Annotated in this window: 11 protein-coding genes; 2 read left to right on the top strand and 9 right to left on the bottom strand. The window is 39.3% G+C overall.

Translation table 11 applies throughout. From position 1 onward, the window contains the following. Positions 1-224 precede the first annotated feature (224 nt). The 5 genes from GGQ84_RS05010 to GGQ84_RS04990 all read right to left on the bottom strand — a co-directional run bounded on the left by GGQ84_RS05010 (position 225) and on the right by GGQ84_RS04990 (position 4334). Complete coding sequence (locus tag GGQ84_RS05010) at positions 225-1502, bottom strand: RNA-binding domain-containing protein (protein ID WP_429159984.1); 1278 nt, start codon at positions 1500-1502, stop codon at positions 225-227. Between the two features lie 244 nt (positions 1503-1746). Continuing rightward, on the bottom strand, positions 1747-2046 hold the full coding sequence (locus GGQ84_RS05005) for a hypothetical protein (protein ID WP_429159982.1): 300 nt from the start codon (positions 2044-2046) through the stop codon (positions 1747-1749). A gap of 1034 nt (positions 2047-3080) precedes the next feature. After that, a complete protein-coding gene (locus GGQ84_RS05000; protein WP_429160041.1) occupies positions 3081-3317 on the bottom strand; it encodes an Rpn family recombination-promoting nuclease/putative transposase in 237 nt (78 codons plus the stop codon). A 155-nt stretch (positions 3318-3472) separates the two neighbouring features. Next, a complete protein-coding gene (locus tag GGQ84_RS04995; RefSeq protein ID WP_429159979.1) occupies positions 3473-3598 on the bottom strand; it encodes a hypothetical protein in 126 nt (41 codons plus the stop codon). Between the two features lies 1 nt (position 3599). Further along, entirely contained in the window at positions 3600-4334 is a 735-nt protein-coding gene (locus GGQ84_RS04990) for a DUF3307 domain-containing protein (RefSeq protein ID WP_429159977.1), read from the bottom strand. Positions 4335-4477: 143 nt separating this feature from the next. Here GGQ84_RS04990 and GGQ84_RS04985 point away from each other — a divergent pair, with 143 nt between their 5' ends. Next, positions 4478-6298 (top strand): CHASE2 domain-containing protein, encoded by a 1821-nt coding sequence (locus tag GGQ84_RS04985; RefSeq protein WP_429159974.1) that lies wholly within the window; start codon positions 4478-4480, stop codon positions 6296-6298. A gap of 73 nt (positions 6299-6371) precedes the next feature. On the opposite strand, the gene GGQ84_RS04980 is transcribed toward GGQ84_RS04985, so the two are convergent. The 3 genes from GGQ84_RS04980 to GGQ84_RS04970 form a co-directional block, all read right to left on the bottom strand. Then, positions 6372-7151: a Fic family protein gene (locus tag GGQ84_RS04980; protein ID WP_429159971.1), complete on the bottom strand. Its 780-nt coding sequence runs from the start codon at positions 7149-7151 to the stop codon at positions 6372-6374. Between the two features lie 263 nt (positions 7152-7414). After that, a complete protein-coding gene (locus GGQ84_RS04975; protein ID WP_429159968.1) occupies positions 7415-11947 on the bottom strand; it encodes a FecR domain-containing protein in 4533 nt (1510 codons plus the stop codon). Between the two features lie 11 nt (positions 11948-11958). Further along, positions 11959-13833, bottom strand: coding sequence for a stalk domain-containing protein (locus tag GGQ84_RS04970; RefSeq protein WP_429159965.1), 1875 nt, complete (start codon positions 13831-13833; stop codon positions 11959-11961). Positions 13834-14002: 169 nt separating this feature from the next. Between GGQ84_RS04970 and GGQ84_RS04965 the strand changes: the two genes are divergently transcribed. Further along, on the top strand, positions 14003-15472 hold the full coding sequence (locus GGQ84_RS04965) for an HD domain-containing phosphohydrolase (RefSeq protein WP_429159962.1): 1470 nt from the start codon (positions 14003-14005) through the stop codon (positions 15470-15472). A gap of 373 nt (positions 15473-15845) precedes the next feature. On the opposite strand, the gene GGQ84_RS04960 is transcribed toward GGQ84_RS04965, so the two are convergent. Then, positions 15846-24377, bottom strand: coding sequence for an S-layer homology domain-containing protein (locus GGQ84_RS04960; RefSeq protein WP_429159960.1), 8532 nt, complete (start codon positions 24375-24377; stop codon positions 15846-15848). Positions 24378-24406: the final 29 nt, after the last annotated feature.

Here is a 24406-nt window from a genome sequence, read left to right as displayed (position 1 = left end):
TTAACAGTAAAAACTTAATATTGGAATGTTGCTTCAAACAAATGTCCACCTTTCGAATTGGGTTATCATCATTAACTAAAATCTCCTTATACCTATTTCCAAAAACATGATAAACACCACCCCCTGGCATTAGTTTACCAAAAGGTCTTCCCCTCCACAATAAGTTAACAAGTTAAGTGCCCGGCACCGCATCCCCTAGAACCGTCCCCTTGTTCCCCCCCTGTCTACAACAACTTATAGGTTAATGTAACCCCGCCACCTGATTTGCTTATGATGTTTTTATCTATAAGACTATTCAACACCCTAATGGTCTTTGACTTATTAAATCCGGTTTTCAAATCTATATCTTTTCTTGAAAGCTCTACCTCTTCTTTTAATAATTCGTAAATAATGCTCTCATCTTTAGATAAATCTAATTGATCAATTTTAGTAATTGGAAGTATAATTCTAATTCTATTTTCACTTACCTCAAAATTAGGCTTAGAGATGCTATGAGTATACTCTTTGTTAATTCTTGCTATTCCCGTTCCAAACTTTTCAATAATATTTAATCGGTTAAAAACTCCTGCTATTATTGGGTTTCTCAACACAGAAATATTACCATACAAGTATTCGTCCTTAGATATACCTTCAGGGAGTCCCCCAGGAGAATTTATTTCTATTTTGTCTTCATACATTGCTATTTGTATATATGAGTTGGTATCCCATACTCTATGAACAATGGCATTTGCTAAGGACTCTCTGAAAGCTTCTTTGGGAATTAACTCTTTTTTTATTCTGTTATAACCATCTATTTCTTCAAAGATATAATATTGTTGAAAGATTTCTATTGCGTTATAGAATTGAGTTAATAACGATACATTGCTTATGGTTTTTCTATACAAAATTTTATTGATGTCCTTCCCAAATTTAACGACATCAATCCCTGAAAACGCTATATCATTTTGATCCGCCAACAGCTCTCCTGCAGTATTATAGTAGCCATCTTTATTATATAGATTAAGGGTTTTTAGAATGTCTAAGTTAATCCTTTCTATACCTGCCTCCTTTTTTAACACAGCTTCTAATATATTAAAATTCAAGTCTTGGGAAGATGCTTTTCTATCTTCATAATGCATATTAATCCCTTCCATAGCTAGTCTTCTAAGTTCAAATCTATCCACCTCTATGGTTGAAGTATCCGCTCTTTTGTAAGCTTTTCCTTTGTAATAATAAGGAGTGTCTTTACCTTTTTTAACTTCTACAATAATGATTGTCTTGTCTTCTACTTCCTTAATACGAATTTCAAAAAAAGGAACCGGAGCAAGAGAATCATTGATCATATTTTCAATTCTTAATGCTTCTTCTTTTGGACTCTCTCTTACACCTACCACATTTCCATGGTCATCTACACCAAAAATTATTTCTCCATCACTATAATTAGCATAGGCACTAACTGTTTTTAAAAAAGTTTTTGAAACTTCTTCTTTGAATTCCAAACTATAACTTTCGTTAGTTTGCACAACTCCACCTCCAAAATATTTATAATATGTAATGTTACCATAAATATTTCGTGTTTGCAACGATAAAGGTATCGTTTCATTCTTCGTTACATTTTGTAGCATTTTTATTTTTATAGTTGTGCAACGTTCTGCAACGAGGAAGGCTTTTTATTGCAAAATTATAAATGGTAACACAAAAGAACCGCCCCCGTGTGTCTTTACTTGAACAACCCATTTATCAAAATGGAAACTTTACTGTAGAAGTTTACTCTTCAACCAGCTTTAACAAATCCCCTAGCTCCTCATACCCTTTATCGTTAAATACGTACTTCCTTACCTCTCCATTAACCGTAGCTGTAATTATCCCAATAACTTGACCTGATTTTTTCTGAAAGGTCATGGGAAGTTCTCCAAAGAACTTTGACCCATATGATGATTCTATAAAGTCCTGCTCATTGAGGTGGATTGTCCTTATAAAATTTAGGATATTAACTTTTACTTGGTCTTCAAGGCTTAAATTTTTGGATTTGAGCAACCTCTTTACTTCTACTTCTGAATATTTCATTGGGAAGTCCCCCATTTCTATTATTACTTGTACTTTAGAATCAATATTTGTATGCAGCTTAATCGTTGTATGTAAAAGAGTTTTTCTCAATGTTCATTGCCAATACTTAATTGAATGTAAGACTGCAAATTAATATTAACATTAACTGCACATAAATGTCAGATTATTTCTAAGTCTGTTACTGTTTATAGCAATTATTTGCATTTCTTAATGTCATATTTTGAATAGAACTATTGACCTTTTTGGGTCTTTTTTTTATTCTGTTATTAAATACAACAGAAAGGAAAGGGAAGAACCTCACAAGCTCGCCAGCCCCGGTTCTTCCCTTAAGGGTTATCCCTAATCGGATAATCCACCCATAACCTTATGATAAGATTATTTTTGAATTTATGCAAGTGTTTTCAGGTGATCAAACAAAATAAGGACTAACGTTATCTCTACTATACAGATAACGTTAGTCCTGAGGTCATTACCTGTCCTTTTACCTCCTGTTATTATCCCTTATTCTTCTTTCAGCTTTCATTTTGTCATTTCCCTTCTTTATGATTTTATTACATGTAAGTTTAGTACTGTTGCGGCTTTGTGTTTGGAATACGATATCTCCATATCTACACTATACTGAATTTATCATCGTTTTATAGAGGACAGGCTTCTATGGTGCACATAACTGTTACTTCCCATAGAACGCCGGCTTTCCGCTAAGGACGATAGCGTCAGCGACCACAATTACCCTATATAAACAACTTCATGAGGCGCCAAATTTCGGGACTGCAGTATTCGTTAAAACCTTCAAGCCTCCAAGTTTGCTAGCCCCCCTAGCTGTCCCAACTCTATAATCTCAGTGTATTATGAGCCGCTGTGACTTTTACGTCTGATCACCCCATGGTTTGTTACCTCCCCATGTCCCAGATATGCTAACCATCCGAACCGGTCAATTGATGGTAGGAGACTTTCACTCCATTAGATTTTCAGCCTTGACGGCTGTTCCCGCCCTTATCTTGGCGCATTGTCAGGCACCGAGGGTTCTTATTTTGTTACTGCAGATATTTTTTAGCATCCTCTAAGCTCTTATATTCTAGTATCTCATCAATGATGATTTCCAAAGTCACTGTGTCAAGTGATATACTTTTACTGGTGTAGCTTTTGTGTTCAAAGAGGAAGTAGATGTATCCTTCCCTATTATTAATATTTACCCTAAAAAGCATATCTGAAAATACTTCTTGGAGCTCTTCATTGATAAAGCTATCTTTTTGTGGCTCCAATGTATTAATGTCAATTATATTTAACTTATTATACCATGTAGCTAAGTTTTATAACATAAAAATCACTTTTTTGCATTTTATATGCCCTATTTTATTTAGCTCTATTTTACCACTGGAGGCTAGTGTAAAAATACTAAGCTCCAAAGGTGATAAGCGTCTGTGAGTTACATTTGAAAATATGTATTTGGCAATAAGTTGATATTTACTTTCATGATATCACCTCTTCCTAATACATTATTTAGAAGCTCCCCTGTCAAATTAGCTTTAAACTCCCGTGCTCTATTCTTCATATTAACCCCTCCAAAAATGAAATACCACCGTCCCCGCGACAATACTGATTACATTTAGTGCCATTCCCAGCCGATAGCGTCTGCCCCAATATTTTCGCCCTTGGGGTACTCTTAAGTTAAGTGCTACTAGAAAAGCTGCTATTACAATAATCCCTAACCAAGCATTCACAAGACACAGTCCAATTCCAATTCCCCGAAAGAGCATCCCACCATATCTCTCTGCCCCAGTGAAAAAGGGAGGCCTCATCTCATTTAAAACAGCATTTAGTATTACTTGATTTAAAACTGACTGGCCAAAAATGAACCATATTAGGACTATCACCACCGGCAAGTCAAAGTGCGATAAGTAACCTTGTCCAATAACATTTAATCCCCTCTGCCCTAAGAAAAAGCTTGTTGCATTAGCAATAATAAAAATTACGAATATATGTAGCACCTGATCCGCAATAAAGTAACTCAATTGACCTTTAAATCCAGGTTCTTTTTTCTTTTCCACATTAATCTTCCAACCATCAATCCAGTAATGAGTTAGCCCAATCGCTATTAGAGCAGGCCAAAGCTTATCTAGATAGGGCAGAATAAGAGCCCCTGTAACTATCACCCCCACCATACTGTGGGCAGCAATCCCATACTTACTAGTTTTCTTCCATGCTACTAATTTATTAGTCTGAAGGGGAAAATCCGCAATCAGATGCCCCACCAACAAAAGAAAAAATAACTCTGATAACTCAGCCATAGTACCCCCGTTTTTAACGAAATATTTTTACTAAACTTTTACAAAAAGTTTCAGTAATATAGTATACTTTAAAAAGGTTTAATTTTCCTCTAAAATTATTAAAATTGGGTCTTTTGGATACAAAATGAACAGGAGTTGAACTTATGGAATCTAAAAAGAAGAAAAACATTCTGCTTTTAGGAATTATCTTAGGCTTAGCTGTTGTATTTTTATCTTACTTTAATCTTTTGGGGGAGTTAGAAAACTCAGCCTACGATTACCGCTTTTACCTCAGGGGAGCACAAGAGCCCTCCACAGATATTTTCATTGTGGGTATAACTGATCAGTGTCTTCAAGAGTTGGGACGCTGGCCTTGGAATAGGGATGTTCACGCAGGTTTACTGGAGGTTTTGACTGAAGCCAATGCCAGTGTGGTGGGAATGGATATTATGTTCTCCGAGCCCTCTCAGTTGGCGGAGATGGACCAAGCTTTGGTAGAGGCAACAGCCAACTCAGTCCCTGTGGTCTATCCCACAGAAGCATCTCCTGACTTAAGCAATATTCCCGGTTTCTTTTCCCCACTAGCTGTAAACTATCCCATTCCTGAATTAATGGAGGTATCATCTGCTGGCTACATAAATGTGACCCAGGATAGGGATAGCATCATGCGAACAGCTATCATGTGGATGGAATACAATGAGGAGCCTATTACTTCTTTTGATGTGAAGGTATGGGCACATTCTCAAGGCATTTCCCATGAAGAGTTATCCAGCCACTTGACAACTCAATTTAAACCAGGTCAGAACGAGCTTAGTCTTGGAGACTTTAGCTTTCCCTTGGATTCATGGGGGCGCACATTGATAAACTACAGCGGTGGACCTCACTCTTACCCTGTGCTGCCCTATCACTTAGTTTTAGAGGGTGCTTATCCCCCTTCTACCTTTGAGGATAAGATTGTCTTAGTTGGATACTACGCTTTGGGGTTAGGAGACTACTACTTTACCCCATTTGCCAAAGATGCTCCCATGTTCGGTGTAGAGGTGCACGCAAATATAGTTAATACTATCCACCATGCTGGCCCAATTAACAGTGCTCCCCTAGCCGTGAACTTATTACTTGTATTTGCTCTTAGTCTGGGCTCTATCTTTATTTACCAAGGCTTGAGACCAGTATTAGGATTTGTCAGTCTAATCGCACTATCTGGAGCATTTTATTTCATTACTCAGCACTTATTTGTTAACAATTCTATATATGTGGAGAGCACTTACCCCCTGCTTGCCTTGACTGGTAGTTTTATAGCCGCTTTGGCCTACAACTACGTGGTTGAGCAAAAGGATAAGCAACGAGTTACAAGAATATTTGGTCGCTATGTGGCTCCTCAGGTGGTTAATGAAATCCTCCAGGTTGGAGAGGATAACCTGAAACTAGGTGGAACTAGTCGCAGAATTACCATCCTATTTATTGACATTAGGGGCTTTACGCCACTATCAGAAAAACTACCCCCTGAGGAAGTAGTAGCTATCTTAAACGAGTACTTTGAAATAGTAACCACCTGTATTTTTGAAAACAAAGGGACTATCGATAAGTTTATGGGAGATGCAGCCATGGCCCTCTTTAACACCCCCTTAGAACAAGAAGATCACGCACTGTGGGCAGTTAAAGCAGCTAAAGCCATTACCGATAAAGGAGCAGCTCTCCAGAAAAAGGTTCACGAGATGTCAGGAGTAACACTCCACTTTGGCATCGGGATCAACACCGGAGAGGTCATCGTGGGCAATATCGGCTCCCAAACTCGCATGGAGTATACCGCAATCGGCGATGCGGTAAACTTAGCAGCTAGGTTAGAATCTAACGCAACGCCAGGTCAAGTATTGGTGAGTCAAGAGGTCTATCAGGAAGTGGACGGCCGCCTGCCCTTAAAACCAGTGGGCGAAATCCAGGTTAAAGGCAAGAGCGAACCAGTGATGGTGTATGAGCTAGAGTAAGCTGAAAAAAATGTCAAAAGGGGACGGTAACAGGTTATTAAAACCTGTTAACCGTCCCCAGCTGGGTTAACAGCTAATTTTGTTTGATAATATTCAGCATAAGCTCTAAACTATTTTTCTCCTCAATGGCAATTAAACTTATAAATTTAGAGAGGTCTCCTCTATCCGCCTCCATTAGTGCTCTGTAATAGTCCTCTCTATTTTCATTTTTTATTACCACAGGAAGGAAACCGTGCTTCATTAGAATAATATTCATTAAAATTCTTGCAACTCTTCCATTGCCATCATCAAAAGGATGTATTGCTACAAACTGGTGATGTGCAATTGCAGCTATTTCTATGGGGTGTTTCTCAGATGTATTGATAAATTGAACTAGATTTTTCATTTCTCCAGGTACTTTAACAGGGTCACAGTATTTATGTATTTCTCCGTTCATTGTTATAACATGATTAGGCTCAGTTTTATATCTTCCAGGATTGATTTTCTTCTTTACCTTATTATCACTTGGTCCCACCATGACAAAGTCTATTCCTTTTAACAAAAGTGCATGAATTTCTTTAATTAAACCCTCTGTTATTTCCCTGTTATCTTTAACTATATCCTTTATAAAATCAATTGCATCTGAGTGATTTTGCACCTCAAGATATTCTTTTAATGTTTTACCTTTTGATGTAAGGCCATGTTGTAAAAAGAAAGCGGTTTCCTGTAGCGTTAAAGTATTACCTTCTATAGCATTTGAGTTATAGGTCCACTCAATTTTATATTTCTGGTCTACAATCTCCATTATTTCCGGAGAAAGAGGTCTATGACAATCAATTTCATTTTTTAATTTGTCTATTTCCTCAAAAACCATTCCTCCACACCCCTTTAAATATAACTTGCATCTCGTCCCATTTATTGCCATTATATCAGAGCCAAATATATATTACAATATGGCGACTTCTTCTTAATATTATAGCTGTTGATTCTTTTAACTATCTTAAGGCATTTGTTTATAAGTTCGTGTAAATTATATCTTGTCCTGCTTTTTCAGGGAATAGTGAAAAAACGGTTCTGCTGGCAGCCTCTTAAAAAGCTGTCAGCAGAACCGTTCCACTGTAGTACGCGGCAGTAATCTTATTCCTCCCTATACAGTAGTAACTTAACTAAAACTATTTCTACATCATCATCATATATGCCCAAGGTACTTTCCTTATTAGGTTCAAAGCTTCCGTTCTCTAAATACACAAATTTAGTTACATCAGTTTCATCAAGAGAATATACTGCATCTGTTACTGTTTGATTATTAATTTTAAAATTCATGGTTTCCAAGTTAATCTCTTCATTAAGCTCTAGAACCACATAGTCAGTGTTAAATTCATACACATCATCAACTAGTACTAAGAGTTCTCCTAGCTCTTCTAGATTATCTGTACCATATACTGCCTCAACAACTGTTGTTGGTTCTCGTCTTTGTAGCGTTACATCATCTACCACAACCTCAAAAGTTGTAGTAACCTGATCAGGTAATTGCAAACCAGTCATACTTTCACCTAGATTTAATTTAACTTCATATGTACCTGGCATAGCATCTTGTGGTAGTTCATACCCTGATAACCAGTCAATATGGGTAATTTTTTCTTTTAACAAAACTGTTCCCTCTGGGTTTTTTATGACAAACTCCATCTCAAGGGGTTCACGAGTATCAGTTATTTCAGTAATAGATCTAAGCCCGTGAACATATTTATCATCTTGGTCTTCGTTTCTTAACGGAAATTGGCTAAAATCGACCCATTCACCAGGCTCATAATACTGGAATTCCGTTTCTAAGCAATCAATAACTTCATCGCTTAAAAATAACTCTAAATCCTCCTCTAACATATATTCTCCATCATAATAGTACTCACATATAATAGGTGTAAATCTATACTCCCACTCATTTCCAACACTCTCAGTCCTTATTAAAGTAGGCATAAAACTATCTGCATAGCTCCCCTTAGATAAAATCATATCCTTGTCAGTAGGTACAATCCAACTAAAAAACTCTAGATTAGGATCCACCGTATAACGTCTAATATCTTTCTGATAGTACTGTTCAAAGTCAAGGTCATAGGTATAACTAATCTTGGCAGTATTATTTGCATCAAACTCTAGTGAAGCATCTTCAACAATATCTTGATCTAATAATCTTAAAATATAATAGTCATCTTGACTTTGCCCATAGACTCTAAAACTATACAATCCCTCATCAAGCCAGATTCTATTGTGTTCAACTTCTTCATCATATCTAAACCCTTTTAAAGAAATTTTCAAATCACCTATAGTTATCACAAAGTCAATGCGTTCAAAATCAAATGCTATATTTGAACTAAATTCTACTTTCCCATTATTTGATTCAGCTCCTATGGCGAACAGTTCCGCTTCTAACATTTCTGCTGTAATTTCACGAATATATACAAAGTCTTCAGTTGCTCTTCCCTGTATAACAACTGTATCACCCACACTTACATCTTCGATAACAAATACCCCGTCCTTATCAAAGTATGGTTCGTCAAACATGTATTCTTCATATCTATCACTTATATGAATATAGTCAATGTAGTGTGCTTTATATCCCTCTGTATCTTCTACCGTGAACCTAATGTTATTTTCATCTATAACACCAATAGGCTCATCAATATTCAACTGTAGCTCAATATATTGGACATCTTCCTCAATTATTACTAATATTTCTACAGGTTGATAGTTCACCCCTTTAACAGGGTATGCACCTACTGTATATACCTTACCCTCTTCAAGTCCCCCTAGCTTGAATTCACCTGCGTTACCTATGGGCACATCATAAATCCAGTTATTATGTTCATCAAGTACTGCAATCCAAACATCACCTTGCTTCAGAGATTCATCCCCTGGAACAATTACAGTACCCTCCACCTGGGGCTCTGTTAATTGAAAATCCAATTCTGCAAGATCAGCTATCCCACCTTCTACCATAACCGTTTTTCCAACTGAAGGTGTGTACTCAGAATCTATGCTGGGCATTGCTCTCAAAATGTAGCTACCATCTTCCAAGCTACCTATTTTGTAAGTTCTTCCAAATTTAGTCCAGTCAACCATTACACCCTGATATTCATTTGTTTCCAGATTAAGTATTCCTATGTATGCATCTTCAAATGCCCCTCCAGCAGGTCCTATTACTTCTCCCCTAATCTGAATTTCTGATAGAGCTATTCCCACATTTTCTGAATCAATTGTAATTCTTTTTTCTTGAGATTGAGCGTAATCCACACTTTCTTGGGGACTTGCCTTAATTATATATTCACTTTCCGGGTACAAACCCCATAAGCTAAACACCCCTCCAGGACCAACAGGCACCTCTTTAATCCAATTTTTATCTGTGTCAAATACAGTTACCCAGGCTTCTCTCGGATTTAAGAATTCTCCTGTAGGTGTTTTTACATTCCCCAAGACTTGAGGTTTATTAAGATTTAGTGTTATTTCAGTATCGATATGATTGTCTTCCACTATGACAGCTATTCTTTCTGAAGGCGCATGCATAAAAGAGCGCGCTTCTAATTCATATTCTCCATCCTCTAGTCCCCATAACTTGAATGTTCCATTAGGAAATATTTTTGTTCGATAAGGGCGCGGATGATCACCTGGTAAAAATACATTTACCCACCCTATTTCATTATCAAGTAGCAATTCTTCTTCTGGAGTTAAAACTTCTCCTATACTTTGTGGATATGAAAGCTCCAATGTAACATGTGAATCTACCGTCGTTCCTCCTTCTACTGTAAAACTTACTGATGTTGAAGGGGCATACGGGGATTCATAGTTAGGCAATGCTTGAATATAATAGTTTCCATCCTCTAATCCTCTAATAAAAAATTCTCCATTTTCAGTTATTGGAACTCGAAAATAATCCTCCCCACCAAATCTGTCCTCTATTTCTTTTCTCACCTGCACTTGTCCTTGCTTCTCATCTAAATATGTTCCCTCTGGTGTCAGCACATTACCAACCATTTGCGGTTCTAAAACCGGCGTCTTAAATGGTTCCGCATCAAAAAAGTTTCTTCCATTATAACTAACACTAAATAAAATGCTAAATGGTGTTCTATCGGGCTTCATTTCAATAAACTCAAAGGTAGCGGTTCTAGAGCTAGCATCCCAAACATATTCAACTTCATGATGCTCCTCAATTGTACTGATAAAGTCTTCATCTACACGAACAAATTCGTCCGTTTCTATTTCCGTCCAAGCAGCTTTAAACAGGAAGTCATCCTTGGTAGGAGCAGATGATGGAGATTTATTCAATTGAACAACAAAAACTCCATTTTCAACTTCAAAGGATTCCGCATCGATTATCGAACTACCCCCAGAGCTACTTCTTCTAGGCGTCTCACTCTCCACCTGTTCTTGCTGCTCACTTTCCTCTTGTAAGATATTCTCAACAGTTTCTGGCGTGGCCTCACTCCGTGCTTCTTCTAGAGATTCCTTTATGCCCAAGCTTTCCGCTGCTTCACTAGTTTCTTGCCGAATTACTTCTGCTTCCTCTTGTTTTTGCTGCAATTCCTTCTGTCGCTCTGCCCGCTCTGCTGCCCTTTCTCTCTCCTCTTGCCTAATTGCCTGGGCCTCTTCTCTAATTTGAGCTTCTATCTCTTCGGGAGTTATTTCCGATGGTGCCTTGTCAATAACTTCTCTTAACTTAGTCAACCTCTCTTTGCTTTCCGCCACTTCCTGTCTTTCTCGTTCAGCTTCTTGCACTACCTCACGCTTTATCTCTAATTCTCTTTCCATCTGACTCTCTAATCGCTTCAGTTCTTCTAGCCTATCCCCAGTTGCTTCCTCTTGTAGTTCTCTCAGACGCTCTAACTCCATGGTCAATTCAGCTAGTTCCTGAACTCCTTCTTTTAATTGCTGTTCAACCATTTCTAAAACTATTGTCTTTACTTCTGACTCTACTACAACATAGGCCACAGGTACATCTTCCACCAAGTTATCCTTTTCCCAATCATCCACAGTCATAACATCTACAGGTTCAGCTGCTGGCGGGGGCGCGTCAACGCTCACCCTGGTCTGTTGGTGCGGGTTTACCAGCACTTCTTGTGCCATACTAGAGTCCCCAATTCCTCCTGGGGCTGCACTTGTTTGCTTAGGACGCACTCCTACAGCACCAGCATATACTCTTACTACTGTGTCGTTGTCACTATATGCATCTACAGCAAATGCAGTTCCCCTGACTCCCGCTACAGCAGAGGGTGTGTTAACCTCAAACCTGGAATTTCTCTGAGAGATATCGGGAATTCGATACCAAGCTTTCCCCCACCCCACGTTTAAAAAGGTATTATCTCCATCTCCAATTGTATCCCGATAAAGGGACTCTATCTCAACTCGGGAATCGGGAGATATCCGACTTATACTGCCATCGTCAAATCTAATTTCTACTCTGCCGTCACTTCCCGTGGTTATGCGATCACCCTTTGTTAGTTCCGCGCCTTTTTTGGCAGGCAAACTAAAAGGCTGCCCTGAAGCTTGGACTAACACAGATCCTTCTGTCTTAGTTATAATTGCCCTGCGCTCTATTTCACCCGCATATGAAACATCCATATTAAAAGAAAGAATTGCTATAAATATGCCTAGTAATAGGAACAAAAATTTCTTTTTCATTACACCTGCACCTACTCTCCCTTAAGAATTACTGACCGCAATGTTCCGTCCCATTCAACATCTAACCCCAAGCTCTCACCCACAAAGCGCAGGGGCACTAGTGTCCGACCTCCTTCAACCCTTGCAGGCACATCCATTTCTCTTTCCACTCCATTTACAGAAGCAATCGCCTCATCAACTGTCAGCTCTACACTCAAATCACCCAGAGTGGCATTAACTCTCCTCAATTCACCGTTCCAATCCACCTCTGCGCCCAATGCTTCAAAAATAACTCTCATGGGCAATAGTGTTCTACCACCCTCCATCACTGGTGCCACATCTGTGGAAACCCTGCGATCATTGTAGAAAATAGCTATCTCTCTAATATCAGTAGAATAAATGCTCTCCCTCAAGTCAGTGGCAACCCCGCTCTGGTTATAAACCACCACATCTCCTGTTCTAGTCTCAAACCAGATATTACCCAAATTATCACAGCTAATATCCCTGATATCATTACCTGTCAAATCTCCTTTGAGCTCAACATTATGCCAACTTCCGGCATGGTAGTAGGCAACCCCTAAGGGCGTAGCTATCCACACACGATCCTTTGCATCTACCGCCAGAGCTCTTATGGTATCAGAAGCAATTGCACTATTTCCTGTATTAAATACACTTCCTTCCTCTCCATGCAACAGTTTGACTACCCCTCCGCCCCAGGTTCCTACCCAGAGGTTTTCATCTCCATCTATTCCAAGGGAGCTTATATCATTCACGGGCAAGATGCTGTTATCCCTGTGGTAATTTATCCAGTCATCTCCATCAGCTAAGTATGCTAAGCCTTGACCGAATGTCCCAATCCAGTACCCGCCATTGCTATCCACTAATGCATCTGTAACCACATTATAAGGAATATCTATCCCATCTAGCTCTTCTAACTCACCAAAAAGAACGTCATCTTGCCCTGGCTTCTCTGCCCATTTACCCGTCCAGGCATTACCCTTTTTATCAACCGCAACACTTTTAATAATCTCACCCTGCTCAGAAACTGTTATCTCTCCATCTGGAGACAAACATGCCAGTCCCTCAGCAGTGGCTATCCACACATTATTGTCTTGTCCAATAGCTAAACAGTTAATATTGTTTGAAGGCAACCCACTATCACTGGCACTATAGCTTATCCACTGTTCTTCTGAGTTTCTATGGACAAGGCCCCGATTGGTTCCAAACCAAATACCCCCGTTACTATCCGTGACAATAGAGGTTACATTTCTACCTACGAGCCCGCTATTTTCAGGTGTGAACATGCTCCAATTGCCCCTATTATCTATATAGATAGCACCGCTTTCCTCTGTACCTAACCACACTCCCTCTGTATCGGAAGCTATTGTATGTATTTTATCTATGGGAAACTGGCTGCTTTTATCAGCAAAAGTAGTCCATTTGCCCTCACTATCCAGGCAAAACAGTCCATTTCCCCAGTCTCCAATCCACAATCGACCCATATTATCTAGCCCTAAGGCTCTCACATCGCCTTTTTCTAGAGGACTATTACTCGTATTATAATGTGTCCAATCTCTGTTTGACTCCAAGTGCATGAGTCCATTATCAGTGCCTAGCCAAAGGCCACTTCCTTCATCAAGTGCTAAAGCATACACCTGATTAGCATCTAAACCACTATTCTCCTTGGTATAAAGCCTATACACCTGTGGATTGGCTAAAGAGCGAAGCACCAACCCCCTATTAGTTGCTTCCCAGGCATAATTACCCCATATTTCTACATCATGGGTATAAATGTTACTGCTATACTTACTCCAGTTGTCACTTGCTTCTTCCGCTGTAGCATTGTTAATAAAAATCATCATTAATGCCATTAGTGCTAACGCTAAGATAATTAACCTCTTCTTCATGCAGCCTCTCCCCCTTATTGACATAAAAAAACCTTTAAATAGGCTCTAAAAATATAGTATACTTTAACAAAGATCAAATTCCCTGCAAAATCATTCCAAATAGGACTTCCTGTTGGAAATTAATTCTATTTCCTTATTATAATTCTAAAATTTATAGGTGGTGTAATTTATGAATATTCCTGAGCAGCTAGAGAACTTCTTTTCCATTGGCTTAGCCTTATCTGCGGAAAAAGACAAAAATAAGCTGTTAGAGATGATTTTAACCGAAGCTCGTCGCATTACAAATGCCGATGCTGGCACCCTCTATCTTGTAGAAGAAGACTATTTAAAAATAAAAATCATTCAAAACCAATCAATGAATACCTTTAAGGGCGGTAATGGCGAAGAAGTAACTCTTCCACCTGTCCCCATGGAATTAGACTACGTTTCCGGGTATACTACTCTAACAGGTAAGACTGTGAATATTCCCGATGTATACCATGCTAAAGACTTTGACTTTTCAGGCCCTAGAAAATATGACGAAATGACTGGCTATAGAACCAAATCTATGCTAGTAATCCCCTTGAAAAATCACTTAAGTGAAGTCATAGGAGCCTTACAACTAATAAATTCTGTTGATAGCTCTGGCAATGTGGTTCCCTTTAGTCCAGACCTACAGCCCATTGTGGAGTATCTCTCCTCCCTGGCAGCTATAACTTTGACAAATGTACAGTTAACTAAGGATATAGAAAATCTATTTGAATCCTTTGTGCAGGTCATGGTAACTGCCATTGATGCCCAAACCCCCTATAACGCTACCCATACTCAAAAGGTGAGCAAACTTGCTGGACTTATAGCTGAAGAAATAAACTCCTGTGATACAGGAGTCTTGGCAGATGAAAGATTTGATAAAGATCGCTTGTACCAGCTCACCATGGCTGGTTGGCTTCACGACATTGGCAAGATTGCCACACCTTTAGAGGTAATGAATAAACCCACTCGTCTAGGGAATCAGCTTCCCATCGTATTGGGTAGGTTGGAGCTTGCCATTGAACGGACTAAGAGTAGCTCTCTAGAAAAGCAATTGGAGTTATGGAAACAAGGTATGACAGAAGCAGCTACAACGGAAGAAAAAAGATGCCAAGAGGAAGTTGCTCACTTGGAGGTAGCTAAAGAGCTAGTCACAAAGGCAAACAAACCTTCTACCTTTGTGGATCCAGAATTAAGAGGTAAACTAGAGGAATTAGCTCCCTATTTAACTGAAGCAGAGTTAAGCTCTTTGTGCATTCCTAAGGGAACACTAACTGAAGAAGAGCGAAAAATAATGGAAAATCATGTGGTCACATCAGAGAAGATGCTTGCCAAAATACCATTTACTAAGAAGCTAGCGCAAGTGCCAAAGCTAGCCTGCATGCATCATGAGCAACTAAATGGCCAGGGGTATCCCCACCAGTTAAATGAAAGCGAAATCCCACTCGAAGCTAGAATATTAGCTATTGCAGACATCTTTGATGCCTTAACTGCCAGCGACCGTCCCTACAAAAAAGGGATGCCCGTAGAAAAGGCTCTAGAAATAATGGGCTATATGGTGGAAGAAAGAAAGTTAGATAGTGATTTGGTGGAGCTGTTTAAAAAGAGGAAGGTTTGGGAGAAGGGTTAGAAAAATATCCTGCTGCGGGGATGGTGACAGGTTGCAAATGAACACAACACCTCCGTCCCCTTGTTTTCCGTTCCCTTGTTTTCGTTTTTGCAATTTCTGGCACCAGTTAATTCATTGAAATGGAAGTAAGGCCTATACCTTTACTTCCCTCTCACCTTACTATTTTCTATTTATCAATCCTGCTTCAACTAATAAGTTTCTGATAGCTGTTGCTGCCTCTGAGAACCCCCCAACCCTCGAAGGGTGTTCTTTTTTCCCCCAGCCCCTTAAGAGCTTGATAGCTCCTAAGGGTTGCTGGGGGGTTGATTACATTAGCAAATTTATGCTCGCATTGTAAGACACAAAAGTACCGTCCCTGGGTGTCTGTGGTTAATCATTTATCCAATAAAACAAAGTCGACTTCCCCTGTCTGTTTACCTTCCTCAATAGTTACTTCGTCTATTGAAGAAAATATATATCCATCCTTATCAGCACTTATAGTAATACCTGTACCTGTTGGCACATTCCAGATGGTGTATGTTCCATCTCCATCCGTTGTTGCTTGAAGTGTAACACCATTCACATTTATACTTACTGTTGCTCCTTCTATTGGGCTGTCTTCACTATTAGTTATTGTTCCAGATATACTTCCTGTACGTTCTACAGTTAGCACTCCATTGTCCACGCTGAAAGATGTTAGGTCTCCACCATCTTTGGTGCTTGGAGTTTTGTCATTAAAAGCTCCTAAAAAAGGCTCGATCATGTTTTTATTGGCATAGTTTTCGCTTAGATATCCTCGATTTATATATCTATTGCCAATTCTTCCAAAAGATATCTCTTCATTATTGTCTCGTATTATTTCAGGGTTTAAAGCATAGTTCCCTACAATATGACTTCTAGAATTAACTCTGCCAACAATACCTCCTACCTCTTCTTCTCCTTTTACATTTCCTAATGCAAAGCAATTTATAACGGTTGATGCATTTCCACTACCAGCATAAGTCAGTCCGACTAAACCACCGATTTGACTTGTACCTGTTACATCACCACTGGCATAGCAGTTTTCTACATTGCTTGTATGTGAGTAGCCTATCAAACCACCTGCAATGCTAACACCTTCAACATCTCCTGTTGCATGGCTGGCATTAATACTAGAATAATTAAAACCAACAAGGCCACCTATATATCTATAACTTCCTACTACTTTGCCGTGAGCGCTGCTGTCCTTTACCTCAATATAGGCGCCATCGTTATTGCCTATTAAACCTCCAACGCGTTCTTGACCAGAAACATTCACATTAGCTACAGCATTATCTACAATAGTGTTAGATCTATTTTCCCCTATTAACCCACCTGCAAAGTCGTTTCCAAATAGTTCTCCAGAAACTGTTATATCTCTTATATGCCCAGAGTTATATCCAGCAAGAATGCCTGTATAATCCTGTCCTCGAACCGTAGCACCAGTAATATTTAGATTTTGGATCTTTGGATTACTATTAAACCTCCCAATATAACCAAATAATCCGACATAATCTTCATCCGGTCTATTGATGTTTAAATTAATAATGCTGAATCCGCCGCCGTTAAATTTACTCATAAAACGATTAGATAGAACCTCATCACCTATGGGCTCCCAGCCCTTGCCATCATTCCAGTATGCACCACCGCTAGATGTTGCATTGCCTAAATCGATGTCATCAACAAGGTTAAAGTAGGTGTTTTCATGTTCGCTGCCAAGGTAGTTTCTTATGCTATTTAATTGTTCAGCTGTTTCAATCTTGAAAGGACTGGCTTCAGTTCCTGCTCCTCCGGCAAAGTCAATCTCTATTACTGTTACAACCCATTCTTTTATTGTTGTTCCGTCTTCAGCAGTAACTACATATATTACCGGTGAACTAAAGTCATTACCTGTACTACCACTTTCTTGTTGTGTTCCTTCAACAGCGGCTGTTGCTCCTGGTGACAGTGAGAACGTTGCAACCAAATCTGTCATATCTGTTCCATTTCCTACTTTTATAGTAATTATGCCCTCTTTCGAGTCAATGTCAAATGGTTCAGCTTCTTCCGCAAAGCTAAATTCTTCAAATTCAGCTGCACTGCTAATATGGTCATAGCCCTGCCATCTTAAGAATGGATATCCTTGATTTTCTACGGAATTGATGCCCCAAATGTTGCTAAAATCCCAGTCGGTGTAGGTGATCTCTTGCTTCATCTCACCTGTTGTCTTAGGTATGCCTCCACCTGCATGTTGGGAGTTATCTTGATTGTAGTAGCTACTATTAACAGTTCCCCTTCCGTGATAGCCTACCATACTACCTATATTTGAGGTCGTTCCAGAAACTGATGCAGTGAAATAACTATTATTAACATCACCAACCATCCAACCTGCTAAGCCTCCAACATTACTGTCAGTGCCTATTACATTTCCTAAAGCATAAGCATCAGATATGTCTCTAGTTCGAGCATAGCTATTATGAGGCCACCAGCCTATTTGGCCCACTATCCCTCCTATTTTAGTATCTCCACTGATATTTCCACTAGAATATGCATTACTAATATTTGTTGTTGAATAACCAACCAATCCTCCTACTCGATAATTGCCAACAACATCACCAGTTGCAAAATTCCCAGATACTGAAATTGACGAGCTTCCTATTAAGCCACCCACCATTTCATTCCCCTCTACATTACCTGTTGCATAACTATTGCTTACAGAATTCTGTGATGCTGAGCCGGATAGACCCCCTACACTATTAGCTTCAGGAGCAAATACATTCCCCGTTGCGTAACTATTGCTTACTGAAGTTCCTCCTTGTCCGGATATTACTCCTATAAACCCTCCTATTTGACTCACAGCACCCGTAATTCCCGTCACATCTCCTGACGCGCTGCAGTTAGTAATCGTCAATCTAGTACCTCCATGCCCCAAAAGTCCTCCAACATATTGAGTTCCAAAAACGTCTCCAGAAGCTGAACTATTTTCTATTCGTTGTCTATAATCAGTCCAAGCATTCCCTGTCCAGTGTGCACCGGATGTTGCTCTTCCTATAAGGCCACCCACATACCTTTCACCATGAACCGTAACATCCGTACTTACTGAAGACATCTGCCCTACAAACCTGCCAGCAACAGGGCCTACATAATCCTTACCTGCAACACTTCCTGCCTCTAAAGTTAAGTTATGAACACCTGGGTCATATACTAAACTGCTATATTTTGAAATAACACCAAATAAACCCACATCATTTTCTTCTGGCCTATTTATATATAGATCGCTAATTGAAAAACCTGCACCATTCAAGCTACCCATAAAGGTGTTTCCTTCACCACCAATAGGCTTCCAACCCTTACCATCATTCCAGTAGGTGCCACTTGCAGTAGAAGTGGCCTCTCCTAAGTCAATATCATTTAGAAGAATAAAATGTGTATTGGCATGGTCTGACCCCAAGTACTTTCGTACATTATCTAAGTGTTCTGCAGTAGCTATTTCATAAGGACTTGCTTCTGTGCCAAGACCGCCAGCAAAGTCAGGATTGCTTGCTACATTAATAGTAACAACCCACTCTTTCTTTGTGCCGTCTTCAGCTGTTACCACATAAGTTACTAGACTACTAAAGTCATTTGCTGTGACACCGCTTTCCTGCCCAACACTTCCCACTTTTATTGACTGAGTATCTTCTGATGTGATAACGGTGGCAACTAAGTTGGATACATCTGTTTCATAAGGCACCTCTACAGTGATTGTGCCTGCTTGTGAATCGATAACTGTATCTCCTATTTGATCCGTTATGCTATAGCTTAAAATCTCAGCTTCGCTGTTTAAAAATTGGTGAGTTATAAACACTGTCGCTACTTCGCTTTCTGTTTTGCCTTCGGATTGAGCAACTACACTTAAAGTATTAGCTTCATTCAGAGTTAATGGCACTTCAATGGCGTAGTTTCCTTCTCCGTCAGCTTTCCCAGTTGCTATTGATGAACCGCCAGTTATTCTTACGTCAGCACTTGTTTCTGCAGTTCCTTCTATAACAATAGTTTCTGTATTAACGATTTGAGACTCTGTTGTAATTGTCGGTGTCACTGTTTTTTGGGGCGCTTCTATCTCAGCCCTTGTAATCATTCCACTTGTTGCATTGGTATAAAATGCATAAAGTTTTCCGTTAAGTTTTACTATAGATACAACATCATCTACTACTTCAATTTCACTGAAGGTAATCTCAATCCCACCATAATCCACATGTAAGTTGCTGCCTTTTGTACCTCCAACCACAATGTTCTCATTATTTACTTCAAGAGAATTGGCTGAGCCTGAATATTCCCTTACATTAGCATGGGAATCAATAGTCCCACCACCTGAAATAGTAAACTCTGTCACTATTACATTGTCACCTACTTTATAAAGGGCATAAATTTTTTCATTATCACCTGTTATAAAATCGTAAGTTTCAATATTTTGGATAGTTGGAGAAACAATTATCTCTGCGTTATCATACATTTTATTTACCCAAATAGCAGGGTGGTTCTGTTGGTTACGTAGAATATAAAGAACATGTATTTCATCATCTTTATCAATAGTTATATGCGATCCATCATTATAACGATCCCATGAACCACCATTATTGTACACTGATTTGATAAAATCACCAGTTACATTACTTGCATACATGATTTCATTCCAACTATCATTTATCCCTCTTGGGTCAGTATAGGTAATATGAACATATCCACTACTGTCCACGGCGATATCAGGTTTAGAACAATTACTATCTCCGTTAGACACAATATACTCCACTTCTGTGGAAGTGTTTCCGTTATACATTCTATAACCAATCCCATTATAACCATTGGGTGCTGGTGTAGTATAAACCACATGGGAATTATCCGCATTATCAATGGTAAATCTTCCTTGTGTTCCAGTACCTATTTTTACTTCACTACCCCAGTTCCCTTCGTTGTCCTGTTGATTGTAGTAGATATTTCCACTTCTTGTATAAAGAACACCAATGAAGTCTGATCCTGCTTTTGCATCAAGTAATTGCCCATGCGGTTCTGATGTACTAGATTCCAACGACACTGTTATCATAACTGCTTCCGCTGGCATTTCAAATGTGTAGCTTTCTTCTGCTATTACTTTGGTTGTTGCTACTGTTCCATTATTTACCTGAATTGAAGCAAATTGCTTGCTTGCTTCAATGTTGGAGATATTTACTGTTACAGTTTCGCCTGCTTTTGCTTCATTGGCAGGATTTGTTTTTACATCAGCTGTACCACCTGTTACATTTGCACTAATTGCAAACTTTTGTGATGGAGCCACTGCACCAGGTTTTGGATCCTGCTGATTGTTTTGTAAATAGGGATAAGTCATGCCTTCGTCCATAGCCCAGATTTCGTCAAAATCCCAACCTTCAAACGTTATTTGCCGTTTCATCTCTACCGTTGTTATACCATAAATTGGGTCACTGTTAGCTGATTCTAATTGGCCTGTCGTCTCCCGATCCCAGTAGGCACGTACTTCATAATTATCACCACCATTATGATTAGTCCCAATCAGACCTTTACCGCCGACCTGCCCTGCCGCGTAGGCATTTTCTAAAACAGAGCTGAAATGATACCCATGGCCGATTAAGCCTGAGCCAGAAGGAACATCGGCAACGGAATAAGAGTTTTTGATAGTGCTATAGTAATTAAATCCTACCAACCCTCCTGTCCTACTTCCTTTAATCACGCCACCCGCATAGGATTCATCAATGAGACTTCTACTCATACCCGCAAGTCCACCTGCATTTGTACCCGTTACATTGGCCTCTGAGGATGAGCGAATAATAGTTGAACCGGTTCCAACAAGCCCACCTACATACTCTGATCCTGTAACGGAGCCTGTAACATGAACATTTTCAATCTTTGAACCGCTTAAACCATCGCCTCCCCACCCTCCTGACACTGCTCCAACATAATTTCCCCCAGTGATATTAACTTCTATAAGCTTTAAATTTTTCACTACACCTTGTGAATGCAAACGTCCAAAAAGGCCTACTGCAGTTGTATCAGGCCTGTTAATATAAAGACCTTCAATTTTGAAGTTGTTTCCGTCATATTTACCAAAGAAATTGTTCTCTAGCTCATAATCACCTATTGGCTCCCAGCCTTTTCCTTCATTCCAGGGTGAAATACCTAGATTAATGTTAGCAATCTGTTTGAAATACTTATTTCGGTGTTCCGAACCTAAATATTTTCGCAAATTATTTAAATGCTCTGCTGTTGCAATTAAGAACGGTTCTTCAGCTGTTCCTGTTCCACCAGCAAATTTTGCTTCTGGAAGTGAGATATCTACACTTAAGTTTTCTTCAATCACCAAATCCAGCACCCTTATGTCAACCTTATGATTGCCTACATCATGTTCCCAAATAATATCTTGTTTGCCAGGTGTACTTGATTCTATGTAATCTTTTATTTTACCAATTACATTTGTTGTGCTTGCTTCAAGGATTTCATAAGTTGAGGTTATATTATTAAACTTATCAGCACCGGCTGTTGCATCAAGCTGTATTGTAATGGTTGCTGTACCATCATTATTATCCGTTGCTGTTGCACTAGATTTACTGGCTGTATCGGCCAAATCTCCATAGGTGAATTTCACCCTTTGCTCTTGATTCATATTTGGAGTAAAATTGTTGCTATTGAGTAACTGCTGAACAAATGCCGGTTTTGTGATAGAAGGCGGCGCTGAATTTGTTCCATAGAGTATGGCTGTTCCACCTCCAGCAACTTGAGTAAAATCATTATCACTAATACTAGCAATAGTTATTAACTCATTTACCTCTAGCCCTATACCATAGGTCACATTAACAAACTCGTTCTCATTAACAGTGGCATTACCTCGGTAAAACATCACTCCTATTTTGTCCTGTGCATCTTCAAGGGTAATTTTAGAGTCGGTAATAGTAATCTTGCTATCAGGACTAGGCCCCATACCGACAACACCCTGAATATAATCCGTGCTACCACTATAGGAAATTTCTAGACCGGTCAAAACTACATTTTCCCCTTCAACAAAAACAGCAGTATTCACAGCTGACACCCCTGGGTAACGGTATCCCTGATTATCTTTAGGCTCAATTTTGCCATCTTTAATAAGCACATTATCACCTGTAACTACTACTCCATAGCCTGCAATGGTATTTCCTAGTAGGTTAATAGAAACCTCCCGAGGTATATTTAACTCTTCACTTAGATCTATGCTTTTCGTCAAATTAATTGTTTCCACTTCACTATTATCCAGAGCATCCTTTAACCCTGCTTCACTACTAACCAATGCTTCTGTTGCTGCAAGCACCTGCACTTCAGCTTGTAGCCCTTTACTACTCTTCTGTAAAACTTCTTGATCCAAGGTAATTGTGCCAACACCTACTGTATCTAAGCTGCCATATACTGTAGCCGTAACGGTACTTGCATCATTGCCTACAGACTTTAAGTTTAGTCCGTCAAAACTTCCCCCTAACTGGATATGGCTTTTGTAAACTGCCTCAGTTACCGTATCATTACTTATTTTTAGTGTGAATTTTGTGTCAAATTGATTATCCATATATACTTTATTTGGTGTAACTGCCACACTTGGTTGTTTTGGGGGAGGCACAACCACTGACCCACCCCCTGAAGACCCCCCTGGTCTTCTAGGCTGTGTCTCCGGCTGTAGATTTTCAGGCAAATTTATCTCATATTCTGACTGGTCAGCAGCAGTTCCCCCTGCTTTAATTATTCTGCCTTCATTTTTTACATGGGTTGTAGTATTGGCTGTTACTAACTGGATTTCTGTTTCTTTTGATGTATTTATTATTACATCTTTTGCTTGCTCGTCTATTTGCAGGTCATTAATTTGAGTTTTGCCTTGCATAGTCACAGTAACATTACTGGCTTTTACGTTAATATTATCAAATATGCCCTCAATGATTACTTCCGTATTCTGTGCATCTTGTGCCACAATTACTGAGGCACCCCTATCACTTATCATAACAATCCTCAGTCTACCGCCTGCTTTTTGAACTATTATATTCTTATAGTCTCCTCCGTTAATGTAAATACTGTCTGCTCCACCACCTCTGATGTAGGTATCTCCTTTAACTGTAACATTGTTTAGTGTTACATCTCCCTCTCCTACTTCTTCCGCTATTATCAAATCACCAGTAATATTTACATTTTCCAAAACTACCTGATCTAATTTTATGTACACATCTCCTTCAAAGATACTTGCCTCCTCTGCTGGACCATATGTACCTGCTTTGTCCAATATCCAAATGCCTTCCTCTGGTGTTTTACCTTCTTTTATTACTCTGTCTAAAGACACTATTGCTTCTGCTCTGGTTATAGGTTCTGCTGGCTTAAAGCTCCCATCTGGATATCCTCCCATATAACCAGCCTCTACTACTGCTCCTATTTGCCCCTTGCTCCAAGCTGGCATCTTATGACTATCGCTAAAGTCATCTGCATCATCTGCATCATCTGCATTGCTTGTTAATCCTGTTAGCTTAACCATAATTGTTGCTGCTTCTTGTCTGCTTATGGGGTTATTTGGTCTCATTGTTCCATCAGGGTAGCCTCCTATGTATCCCGCCCCCTGAGCCCTTCTCACTGCTTCTGAAAACCAATCACTCTCTGAAACATCGCTGTATTCAATGGGCTTTTCATAGGTATAGCCGAAGGCTTTATTTACTAATACCATAAATTCTGCACGGGTTATTGCATTATCAGGTCGAAATGTTCCATCAGGATATCCTGTAGCCAGGTCACTATCAATCCATTCAGTTATTACCTCCCCTGCCCAGTGTGAATCTATATCAGAAGTGTTTGATGCAATAGCTCCTGTTAAAGCAAATATAGTAATTAGTGCTATCACCAAAAAATTTAACCACATTCTTCTACTTGATTTCTTCACCAATTCCCACCCCCTATTTTTTTATCTAA

Origin of the sequence: Desulfitispora alkaliphila (genome assembly GCF_050433185.1) — a bacterium.
Lineage (GTDB): Bacteria > Bacillota > Desulfitisporia > Desulfitisporales > Desulfitisporaceae > Desulfitispora > Desulfitispora alkaliphila.
Note: the sequence above shows the minus strand (reverse complement) of the source record. Positions and strands in the feature narration are given on the sequence as shown.

Excerpts from the sequence above, each read along its gene's own strand:
- GGQ84_RS04990 (WP_429159977.1), bottom strand. The coding sequence starts at position 4,334 with ATGGCTGAGTTATCAGAGTTATTTTTTCTTTTGTTGGTGGGGCATCTG.
- GGQ84_RS04970 (WP_429159965.1), bottom strand. The coding sequence starts at position 13,833 with ATGAAGAAGAGGTTAATTATCTTAGCGTTAGCACTAATGGCATTAATG.
- GGQ84_RS04975 (WP_429159968.1), bottom strand. The coding sequence starts at position 11,947 with ATGAAAAAGAAATTTTTGTTCCTATTACTAGGCATATTTATAGCAATT.
- GGQ84_RS04985 (WP_429159974.1), top strand. The coding sequence starts at position 4,478 with ATGGAATCTAAAAAGAAGAAAAACATTCTGCTTTTAGGAATTATCTTA.
- GGQ84_RS04965 (WP_429159962.1), top strand. The coding sequence starts at position 14,003 with ATGAATATTCCTGAGCAGCTAGAGAACTTCTTTTCCATTGGCTTAGCC.
- GGQ84_RS04995 (WP_429159979.1), bottom strand. The coding sequence starts at position 3,598 with ATGAAGAATAGAGCACGGGAGTTTAAAGCTAATTTGACAGGGGAGCTT.
- GGQ84_RS05005 (WP_429159982.1), bottom strand. The coding sequence starts at position 2,046 with ATGAAATATTCAGAAGTAGAAGTAAAGAGGTTGCTCAAATCCAAAAAT.
- GGQ84_RS04980 (WP_429159971.1), bottom strand. The coding sequence starts at position 7,151 with ATGGTTTTTGAGGAAATAGACAAATTAAAAAATGAAATTGATTGTCAT.